This is a genomic window from Piscirickettsia litoralis (genome assembly GCF_001720395.1).
GTDB classification, from domain to species: Bacteria; Pseudomonadota; Gammaproteobacteria; order Piscirickettsiales; family Piscirickettsiaceae; genus Piscirickettsia; species Piscirickettsia litoralis.
In genome coordinates this window covers 116,485-126,592 of sequence record NZ_MDTU01000004.1, presented here as the reverse complement: position 1 = coordinate 126,592, position 10,108 = coordinate 116,485, and the positions used below count along the sequence as shown (strand labels likewise).

The following is a 10,108-nucleotide window of genomic DNA, read 5'->3' as shown; positions in this document are numbered from 1 at the left end:
TAAATATGGTAACTAAAGAAAGATGGGTAGAAATAATGAAGGCTGCAGGATTTGATGAGGCAGCTATGCGTACATGGCACCAAAAATTTGAGGAGATGGAGCCGGACGAACATCAAAGTTTTCTTGAGTCTTTGGGAATTAACTCTGAAGAAATAAAACGCATCAGAAACGTAAGCGCTCAGGGAAATACACCTTCTAACCGGTAATTATCCATGTCATGCTAATTTCTCTACACAAGGAGAAATGCATGATTGATCAAACTAAAGTGCCGAATACCCGTGAAGACTGGCTTGAGATGGTCAAGCTATGGAAAGAATCAGGGCTCACCAAAAAAGTATTTTGCCGTGAGATGAGCATTAAGTCGTCGCAGTTCAGTTACTATTGCAAAATTTATCGGGATCAGAATAAATCCAATTTAAACTTCGTAGAAGTTAAGGCAGCTCCCTCAGCCACCTTATCACTAAAGCTCTGCGGCCAGCATGAGTTGGCGATACCATCTGATTTTGATGAGCCGACCTTATTAAGGCTATTAAGCGTTGCCAATAAAGTGCAATGAATTTCCCGTCATCAATTAAGGTGTATCTAGCAACTACACATTGTGATATGCGCAAATCAATTGATGGCTTAGCCTGGGAAGTTCAATCACGCTTTGATATGGATGTGTTGGATGGAGCGGTATTTGTCTTTTATAACCGCAACAAAGATAAATTAAAATATATCTATTACGATGGCACTGGATTCTGTTTATTTTATAAACGCCTTGCGAAAGGTCGGTTTAAAATTCCATCCTTAAAAAATGATTGTTACCAGATGAGTGAAGCACAATTACGGTTATTACTTGAAGGTGCTGAGTGGCATAAAATAAAACCGAATTGCAAGCAAAAATACAGTCAAATGTTTTAAATAATAGTAAATTATATCAGGTAATTATGATATAATGCTTGATATGGAAGGTGCAGAAAATTACCCACAAAGCTTAGACGATTGTCATAAATTGATTAACCATATGGCTGTTGAAATAGAGCATTATAAAGCTCTGTATGAGCAGTTGCAGCGCCATCGTTACGGTCAACGCTCAGAAAAGCTAAGCCAAGATCAGCTGGACTTATTTGCTGAGCTTTTGGATGAAAATGCTGAAAAAGAGTCTCAGGAAGAAGCAATCACGGTTCCTGCACACCAGCGCCAGCGACCTAAACGCAAGCCATTACCTGAGCACCTGCCTCGAGAACGTGTTGAGCATGACTTGGCCGAAGAAGATAAAGTCTGTGCTTGTGGCTGCACTATGCGGCGTATCGGTGAAGAAATTACTGAAAAGCTAGAAGCGATTCCAGCACAGTTTAAAGTCATTCAACATGTGCGCTTTAAATATGGCTGCAAAGCCTGTGAAACTGGCATAAAGATTCCATCATTGCCACCGATGCTGATTCCAAAAAGCATCGTCACACCGAGCTTATTAGCGATGATCGTCTCTGATAAATTTGAAAGCCATTTGCCCCTACACCGCCAACAACAACGCTTTGAAACGCTCGGTATTGATTTACCTCGTAATACCATGGCGAATTGGGTGATCGTCATTGCCATGCTCTGTGAGTCATTACTTGAGCTGATGAAGCAAGATCTACTTCAAGCAAAGCTAATTCATGCGGATGAAAGCCTATTACGGGTTTTAAGCGAAGGAAAGCAAAAAAGCTATCTTTGGTATTATTATGGTCGCATTGCTGAAAAGCAGGTCTGCTGCATTGATTTTCAAGCATCACGCCACTCAATACATCCTGCTAAGTTTTTAAAGGGCTATGTTGGCTATATGATGACCGATGCCTACAGTGGCTATGGTGAAGTGATTAAACACGAAAAGATTACCTCAACCTACTGCTGGTCGCATGCCCGACGGAAGTTTGAAGCGATTCCACAGCCTAAAAAAGGCAGCAATAAAGTTACCTTAGCCATGGAAATGCTAAATCTGATCAAAGAGCTATATCGTATTGAAAAAGAAATTAAAGACAAATCTCCGGATATTATTTACCAATATCGGCAGGAAGAATCCAAGCCTATTTTAGATAAAATTAAGCAATGATTGGAGCAGCATCAACCAGGTATTCCACCAAAAGTGCCACTGGGTCAGGCGATGAGCTATTTGCATAAAAATTGGGATGAGTTTATCCGCTATATTGATGAGCCATTTTTATCCATCGACAATAATGTGTTGGAACGACAGATCCGGCCACTCGCTGTCGGCAGACACAACTGGTTGTTTTCAGCCAGTGAAGCAGGCGCACAGGCAACCGCAGCATTTTACAGCTTAGTTGCCACCTGTAAGCTCAACGCTCATAAGCCATATCACTATTTCAAATATTTGTTTGAAAATATTCGAGCAGCAAAAACGGATGATGAGTTGAGGGCGTTATTGCCTTACAATTTCGACTCAAGTTGATCGCTTATTTCAGACAAAATACTATCTGCCCTTTATTGACCGATTACTCGAAAGGCTTCAACAATAAATTCATTGGAATTAATTAGTTATCTTGATTTTACGATTTACAGCAAGATTCGGTTCGATCTTCAAGATAAGGACATTTATAGTAACTACTATGAAGAGTACAACAGAGTCATCTAAATTAATGAAAAAGCACTATGACCGCATAGAGAAGGCAATCATTTTCATTAGTGAAAATATTTCGAAACCGCCTACCCTTGATGAAATAGCAAGTTATGTTGGTTTAAGCCCATTTCACTTTCAACGGCTTTTTCGACGTTGGGTGGGAGTTAGCCCAAAACGCTTTGAACAAAGTCTTAAAATTGAAATGACTAAACCAAGTTTGCAGAGCAATGAAACGACATTATCCACAGCTATTACTTCTGACCTAAGCAGCACAGGTAGACTTCATGATTTATTCGTAAAACTAGAAGCGATCACTCCTGGTCAATACAAATCAAAAGGAGAAAAGCTTTTACTTAGATACGGAATACACTGGACTCCTTTCGGGGCTTGCATGATTGTCCAGTCAAATGTTGGTATCTGTAATCTTGAATTCATTAATAAGTTAAAACTAGAATTAGAAGGAGCAAACATAGAAAAAATATTGAGAAAAAATGGCCAAATGCAGAATTAGTAGAAGATCCTACATCGACATCTAGCACAATCTTTCGAATTTTCCATAGCCACACATGGAATAAAAAAAGCCTTTTCATCTTCATCTTCACGGAACTAATTTTCAGTTTCAGGTCTGGAAAGCACTTTTAAAAATTCCTGAAGGACAGCTCTCTCATTATGCAGATTTAAGTAGCGACATTGGTTGCAGCCCTCAATCTGCTAGAGCAATTGCCAATGCTATTGGCTCAAACCCCATCGCTTATTTAATTCCTTGTCATAGAGTAATAAGAAAATCAGGTGCTATTGGTGGTTACAAATGGGGAACTGATCTGAAAAAAATATTTTGAACAAAGAAGGCAACCCAAACTTATAAGGTATATACAGGTGAAAAAAAGCTTTTTAAAAATAGCGAATGAATATGATTTTAAATATAAACCTCAATTACGACAAAAGAAGGTGACAAGTGAAATAGTTAACCCAGAGGCTATTAGAGATCAAATAGAAAAATTTGATTTTAAGGAACCGATGTCTCGAGAAAATTTAATAAATAAAATTTCAGAGCTTTTAGATGAATATAGCCTTCATGTTACTCATCCACGATACTTAGGCTTATTTAATCCGAGTGTTTCGGGTATCGCTGTTGCTGCGGATGCTATGGTTGCTGCATATAACCCTCAACTTGCTGTTTGGTCGCATGCCCCTTTAGCCTGTGAAATAGAAAGGATGGTATTATCTCAGCTATCTAAGAAAATTGGTTTCAACCCAAGCACCTCTTTCTCTTGTTTTACTTCTGGAGGGCAAGAATCAAATTTAACTGCAACCATAACGGCGTTAACTCACATATTTAAAGACTTCGACCTACATGGAGTTAGATCTATTGAGGGACAACCTATATTTTATGTCTCGGAACAAGCTCATCACTCATTTCATAAAGTTGCTCATGCCGTAGGTTTAGGGCGTAATGCTGTAAAAGAAGTCCCTGTAAACTCAAGAATGCAATTGAATATTGATAGGCTTAGAGCAATGATCATACAAGACAGGGCTAAGGGGGGTAAACCATTTATGATTGCCGCAACGGCAGGAACGACAGCAGCAGGGATAGTAGATCCTCTAAACGAAATGGCGGATATAGCAAATGAATTTAACCTTTGGTATCATGTCGATGCCGCATGGGGAGGAGGAGCGTTACTGTCTTCTTTAACCTCAAAATACCTAAATGGTATCGATCAGGCTGACTCAGTAACCTGGGATGCTCACAAATGGTTATCTGTACCCATGGGTGCTGGAATGTTTTTCTGCAAGAACGGTGAGGCTGTAAATAAATCTTTTAGAATAACCACCAGTTACATGCCTTCTCCAGAAAATGACACCATCGATCCATATTCAACTACATTACAATGGTCTAGGCGCTTCATCGGCCTTAAGGTGTTTATGACGATTGCAGAGGTTGGTTGGCCTGAAATAGATGAAAGAATTGGCAGCCAATTTAAGGTCGGACAATATTTAAGGGTCGGTTTAAAGGATCAAGGGTACACTATTCATAATAATACTTTATTGCCTGTTATATGCTTTAATCATCGACAAATTGCATCTAATGAGTTATTACGAAAAAATAAATCAGCAAGGTCAATTCTGGCTATCTACAGTTGAGTTACCAGGTGTAGGGATGGTAGTAAGAGCTTGTATAACAAGTTTTGATACAACCAAAAAAGACATAGATGAGCTTCTTGAAAAAACAAACGAAATTATTATGGAGAAAAACATTTGACCCTTCAGCCACTTAACTTTCTAAGTCAACTCTGTACTTGGCAGAGCGCTTACCTAAAGCCAATAAGGTAGCGCTAATTGCAAGCAACCTAGTCAGGTCAGCACTGTTCAAATACTATACTTTTCGGGAAACTAGAGTTGAGTGTCACTAAAATATAGCTTATAAGAGGTTTATCATAAAGCCTAAGGGTTTGAAGTGATGGGTACGTGTAAACTCTGCCCCCCCAAAAAAAACTAACCCATAGCTAAGTAGAGTTGCCCTTACTCGTGAGGTGCGAAAAAATATCTGCTTTTTCTGTTTCAGGGAATAATTCAATGTTTTTATCATAAACACTATTTAAAGCAGTCAGTTGATTACTGTTCCAAATGTCTACGTCATTCTGGCTTATTTTCTGATCTAGCCACAAATATACATGTTTTTTATCTATGCTTGAAGAGTTCTCAATGTAGTCAATAATGCTTATTACACCTTCAGGATTAATTTCTAAGTGCAAAACCTTCGAGCAATCTAAAATTATTTGAACTTTTATCTTTATATCAATATCATTTCTGTTAAGTAAATTTCTAAATACCCTTGATATCGTTTGCTGATCCTCTCTCTTCATTATTTCTATCATATCAGTAATAACCATATTTTTTGTTAAATCTAATTCATAATCTTCATAGTAGTTAGCAAGAAATTTTCTGAAAGAAGAATTTTCAAGCTTATGATCAGAGCCTACTAATTCGTTAATTACTTTTTGGTAATTAGTGTGAGGATTTGTAATGAAGTCAGCCCACTCATCAAAATTAAGTTCTTGATTTAAGAAAGAGCCAATAATACTAGCTTTAATTTCTTGTAAGATAGAATCACTTAATATATCATCAAGCAAGCTCTCATCAATCGAGTCCACATCATAGCTAGTAATCTCATCAAAAATGCTATTGCTCTTAAATATCGATGAAATTTCAGCAAGCTTATAAGCTTTCCTTAAATTACTATAGTCAGAAGAAATAAGTTGTCTAGTATCTATTTCTATCTGGTTATTCTTTATTTTATTCAAAACCTCATCCGTATAATGACTATTATTTTTATAAAAATCTATGCAAAAAGACTGACATACTTGCGAAAATGATGGAATATAGGATATATATATTTTAAGATATTTATGGTAATTACCGTTACTTTGTAAATGTTGAGAAATCTGCTGAATCTTATTCTGCTCTTTAAATACTGTACTTGAAAGTAATTGACAAAAAAGCTGAGCGGTCATTTCATCCTTACTCTCTTGGTCTGGAAGTTTTCCAATAAGTATATAAAACTGGTTTATTAAGTTAGTATGACTCCAACTTTTACTAAAAGGATAACACCTAGTTAAATTCACATCTGTAATTGGTATGTGTTGCTTGAGGTTTGTGTATGAGCTTAAGCCAATATATGCTTCATAACGACCATCTTCTCTTATAGATTGGAGTTCCTGTGAGCCAAGAGATATTGCCTGAGACAACCTATTTAAAATAAGCCATTCCTTTTCATCTGACTTTATTGATATATCTATCAAGCTAAATAATTTATTTGAAGATATAATTTCTTTTAGTGGTAAATTTTGAAATCTATCTGATCCATCATTACTTATAAAATATTTCATAATGCTCTCAGGTGAAACTGAGTGAATATTTTTTGTTAATAAATCCTTTGAACTGAGTTCACAAAAGCCATTAATGATTTGTAAGCTATTATCGATATCCTTCAAATTCACGCTACTGGTTGTTTCAAAAGTGTCCTTACTTTGATCAGATGTAATGATATCAATAAAAGCTGACTCAATCTTATTCATCACAAAAGCAATAATTTTTTGGTTAAGTTCTTTTGCTTTTGAAAATGATTCTAAAAGCTCTTGGTCAACAAATTTATCAACATTTTCATTAGAAGATGCGGGTATTAACTTATAAACTCTTAACTCTATAACCTGACTTAGTTTATTTATATCCTTTTCTAATTCTAAAAAAGAATAGTAAAACTTTATTAACGGTATAATTGACCTTTTCTCTATTGCATGAATAAGTGCTTCTTTAAATCCATAGATTCCAATCTTGTCAACTAATCCAGATACATTGTTTGTCTCAATTGCTTGCTCTATAGGTGTATTTAACAATTCTGCTTTAGCATACTTTGGTTCTACCAGATAGTGCAAACATAGAACTTGATCAACCCAAGTTTCCCGATCCCCATAATACCTATCCATTTGATGTTGGCTTTTTTCTAGAATATCATGATAGTCTTTTGAAGATTCTGTTGCGTCACTACTACCAATTATTTGATATAAGCTTAGAGCGCAATATCTGTTAGATATTAGATAATAACTGATGCTAGTGTTTTTAATTTTACTTTTAAAAGAAAGTGAGAGCGTTGATATGCTAATATCATTAATTAATCTTTTTATGAAACGAGGAGTTATTGTATATTTCTGAGTATTCTGCCATCGTTCAATTAATAGTATGGTCTCATTTGCACAATCATTGTTATCGCCTAACGCTTCTGACCATAGAGTAAGAAACATTTTTTTCCAACCCGCCGTTGATGCTTGGGGAACTCTAAAACATACAGGAAGTCTTTTTGCTATGAATTCATCACCTATTGATGAGTCAGATTTGCTATTAATGATCGATTTGGCAACATGAAGAGGAGAAAATGGCAATATGATTTTAAGTCTGTCTTGTTGGTTATTTGTTGAGTTTTTGGCTATATTCGCTAATAATTCAAGGTCAGCCCAAACTTCTTTGGCTTTTTCCATAGAAACGCGATCAAGATTGTCAAAAACGATTATTATCTTTTTCCCTTCGGGAATATACTCCATGAAACCACTAAATGCCTGTTTTAGCTCAATTGGCCCTATTTCTTTGGTTACTAATATTTTTTCATCAATTGTATCTAGACTGTTTCTTTTAACTAAATCACCTAACTTCTTACCTGACAGCATCGCTGCAATAGCAATAAGTGCAGGCGAACTTAATATGATTAGATTTATCCAAAATCCTATACTTCTGAAGTGTCCAGTTTCTATACTTTTAATAAAAGAACCAATAGATTGACTTGAAAAAAGTACGCTGATAATAAACAGCACTACCCAGCCACTCAACTCACTCTTAGTCTGTTTTTTATACTTAAACCAGTTTCCTGTGGCTTGATCTCTAAGCTCGGCTAACTTAGAACATTTGCGCTTATTTAATCCTTTTAGCTCACTATATACCAATTCTATCAATGCTCTTTTGGTCGAGCCATATTGGTATTGTTCGATATCAAAATAGATAAAGTGAAGATCATTGCTTGCAAGTTCTTTTTCAAGAAGCTTAAGTACCGTAGACTTACCAGAGCCTAAATCACCAGAAAGCCCTAGCAATGGAGCGTTTTCTTCTTTCAGAAATGAGGCCATAGCTTTTGCTACATTCTCATGACTATTACAGTCAAATAAATCAGCCTTGCTAGGCTCTTCATTCAGTAAGGTTATTCTTGCCATAATTCTTATGTCTTTCGCACAAATAATTGAATTAATCATTATATATAATATAAAATTATTTAAAACAACTACTTAGCTGTATCGGTTTGCAAGCTGCTACAGCTATTAGTGGAAAAGGACGTTCTGGCAACATCAGCAATCGTACTATCAATAATACTGTGCATAAGGGAATCTTCCAGCTCTTTGACTTTTTGATAATCAATTCATTCCTGTCACACCAACCATCTTGTTCGAGAGCGTAGATATATTGTTGTTTTGGTGCGTTTATAATACTGATTCAGAATCACTTTACAAAATTAATTTCAGAATGCATGTATTTTTCCCATTTAATTAGCACCAGTGGTTTATTTATCTGTTGTGTTGTCAGATTTAACAACAATATTTTATGCTCTCTATCTGTCTTCTTGAAATGTATTAATTTTAGTTGGTTCTTCTAAAATTGATAAAATCTGAGTAGCACAATATAGTTTGTCTCTTTTTCCTGTGTTAGCTTGACTAATAATGCCTAGTTTCTCTAATTTATTAACACCTCTCTGTGCTGTTGTATAGGAAATATTCATGTCATTCGCTATTTTGTTAATTGTTAAAAATGGATTGACTGCGAAATGCTCTACGATTTGCATAGGGATTTGTGAGTTACCTGATGCGACTTGAAGCTTCCATGTGGAAAGTAAAGCATTTATTCGCTCTGCCCTCGATAAGGCATCTTCTGATTGCACTGCGACCCCATTCAAAAAATAAATGAGCCAGTCGTTCCAGTTTGCCTGGCTACTCACTTGATATAGATGTTTATAGTACTCATCACGAGTTGCTTCAAAAAAAGCACTGAGATAGAGCAGGGGAGCGGGCAAAATACCTCTTTCTATAAGTAGAAGAGTGATTAACAAACGCCCAACGCGCCCATTACCATCTAGAAATGGGTGTATTGCTTCAAACTGGTAATGACATAGAGCAATATGAATCAACACAGGTAACTGTTCATTGTGTAAGAATAGCTCGAATTTTCCCAAGCATTCCATGAGTTCTTCTGGTGTTGGTGGCACATACTTTGCTGTGTTTAAAGTACATCCTGGCGGTCCAATCCAGTTTTGAGTGCGTCTAAATTCTCCTGGTGTTGCGTGGTTACCTCTTACTCCCTGCATGAGTTCATTGTGAATCTCTTTTATGAGTCTTAAAGATAGAGGGAGATCATTTAGGCGGCTTAATCCATAGTCTAATGCCTTAATGTAGTTTTGTACTTCTTTTAAGTCATCTTGATTTTCTTTAACTTGAATACCTGCATCGACTGCGAGAACTTCACCAAGTGTTGCTTGAGTTCCTTCAATTTTACTCGATAATACAGCTTCTCGTGTAATAAAGGGGCGCATTAATAAGTGGGGGTTGGGTAAGCTCGAACCTTCTCTGGCAAGTTTTCCCAATACATAGTCTGCGCGAGACATGGTACTCACAAGTGTAGTGGACCATTCTAATTGAGGAGGCAGGTTGTTTGGGATAAAAGATTGATATCCTGTTTGTGAAGTGATCACTTGCCCAGAGGCTGAATCATTAATGTTCATGCTAACCTTATGATAATTTTGCAATTTTAAGTTATTATCGTTTTAAGTGTTTTTCGATAATAGCAGCTGTCCTTATTATCACTATTAAGAAATAAAAATCAAGTTATTTTCGGATTTTATTTAAATCGAAAATAGTAGGTATGGTTGTTTGCACGATGTGTAATTGTGCTTAGTTGCTAAATTACATCAAAAACAGC

General features: G+C 36.2%; 7 protein-coding genes and 3 pseudogenes. 8 read left to right on the top strand and 2 right to left on the bottom strand.

Annotated elements, in window-relative coordinates; genetic code table 11:
* From BGC07_RS17260 to BGC07_RS17230, 8 genes and pseudogenes are all read left to right on the top strand, one after another.
* Positions 1 to 206: pseudogene (locus BGC07_RS17260) on the top strand (hypothetical protein); the annotation flags it as partial.
* A gap of 41 nt (positions 207 to 247) precedes the next feature.
* Positions 248 to 556, top strand: a complete 309-nt coding sequence (tnpA, locus tag BGC07_RS17255; RefSeq protein ID WP_069314302.1) for an IS66 family insertion sequence element accessory protein TnpA — start codon at positions 248 to 250, stop codon at positions 554 to 556.
* On the top strand, positions 553 to 903 hold the full coding sequence (gene tnpB / locus BGC07_RS17250) for an IS66 family insertion sequence element accessory protein TnpB (RefSeq protein WP_069314301.1): 351 nt from the start codon (positions 553 to 555) through the stop codon (positions 901 to 903). The genes tnpA and tnpB overlap by 4 nt, the downstream gene beginning before the upstream one ends.
* Before the next feature lie 34 nt (positions 904 to 937).
* Positions 938 to 2,269: pseudogene (gene tnpC / locus BGC07_RS17245) on the top strand (IS66 family transposase); the annotation flags it as partial.
* The gene (locus BGC07_RS23565) at positions 2,249 to 2,431 is read left to right on the top strand and encodes a transposase domain-containing protein (RefSeq protein WP_268801731.1); all 183 of its coding nucleotides are present in this window, start codon (positions 2,249 to 2,251) and stop codon (positions 2,429 to 2,431) included. The pseudogene tnpC and the gene BGC07_RS23565, both read left to right, overlap by 21 nt.
* Before the next feature lie 157 nt (positions 2,432 to 2,588).
* On the top strand, positions 2,589 to 3,110 hold the full coding sequence (locus tag BGC07_RS19850; protein ID WP_077217039.1) for a helix-turn-helix domain-containing protein: 522 nt from the start codon (positions 2,589 to 2,591) through the stop codon (positions 3,108 to 3,110).
* Positions 3,111 to 3,216: 106 nt separating this feature from the next.
* Positions 3,217 to 3,438: pseudogene (locus BGC07_RS19845) on the top strand (methylated-DNA--[protein]-cysteine S-methyltransferase); the annotation flags it as partial.
* Between the two features lie 37 nt (positions 3,439 to 3,475).
* Positions 3,476 to 4,741 carry a pyridoxal phosphate-dependent decarboxylase family protein gene (locus BGC07_RS17230; protein ID WP_069314298.1) on the top strand — a complete coding sequence of 422 codons (1,266 nt, stop codon included), beginning with the start codon at positions 3,476 to 3,478 and terminating at the stop codon, positions 4,739 to 4,741.
* 362 nt (positions 4,742 to 5,103) lie between these two features.
* Here BGC07_RS17230 and BGC07_RS17225 read toward each other — a convergent pair whose 3' ends face one another.
* Positions 5,104 to 8,355 (bottom strand): P-loop NTPase fold protein, encoded by a 3,252-nt coding sequence (locus BGC07_RS17225; protein ID WP_069314297.1) that lies wholly within the window; start codon positions 8,353 to 8,355, stop codon positions 5,104 to 5,106.
* A gap of 392 nt (positions 8,356 to 8,747) precedes the next feature.
* Positions 8,748 to 9,911: a Fic family protein gene (locus tag BGC07_RS17220; protein ID WP_069314296.1), complete on the bottom strand. Its 1,164-nt coding sequence runs from the start codon at positions 9,909 to 9,911 to the stop codon at positions 8,748 to 8,750.
* Between the last annotated feature and the right edge of the window lie 197 nt (positions 9,912 to 10,108).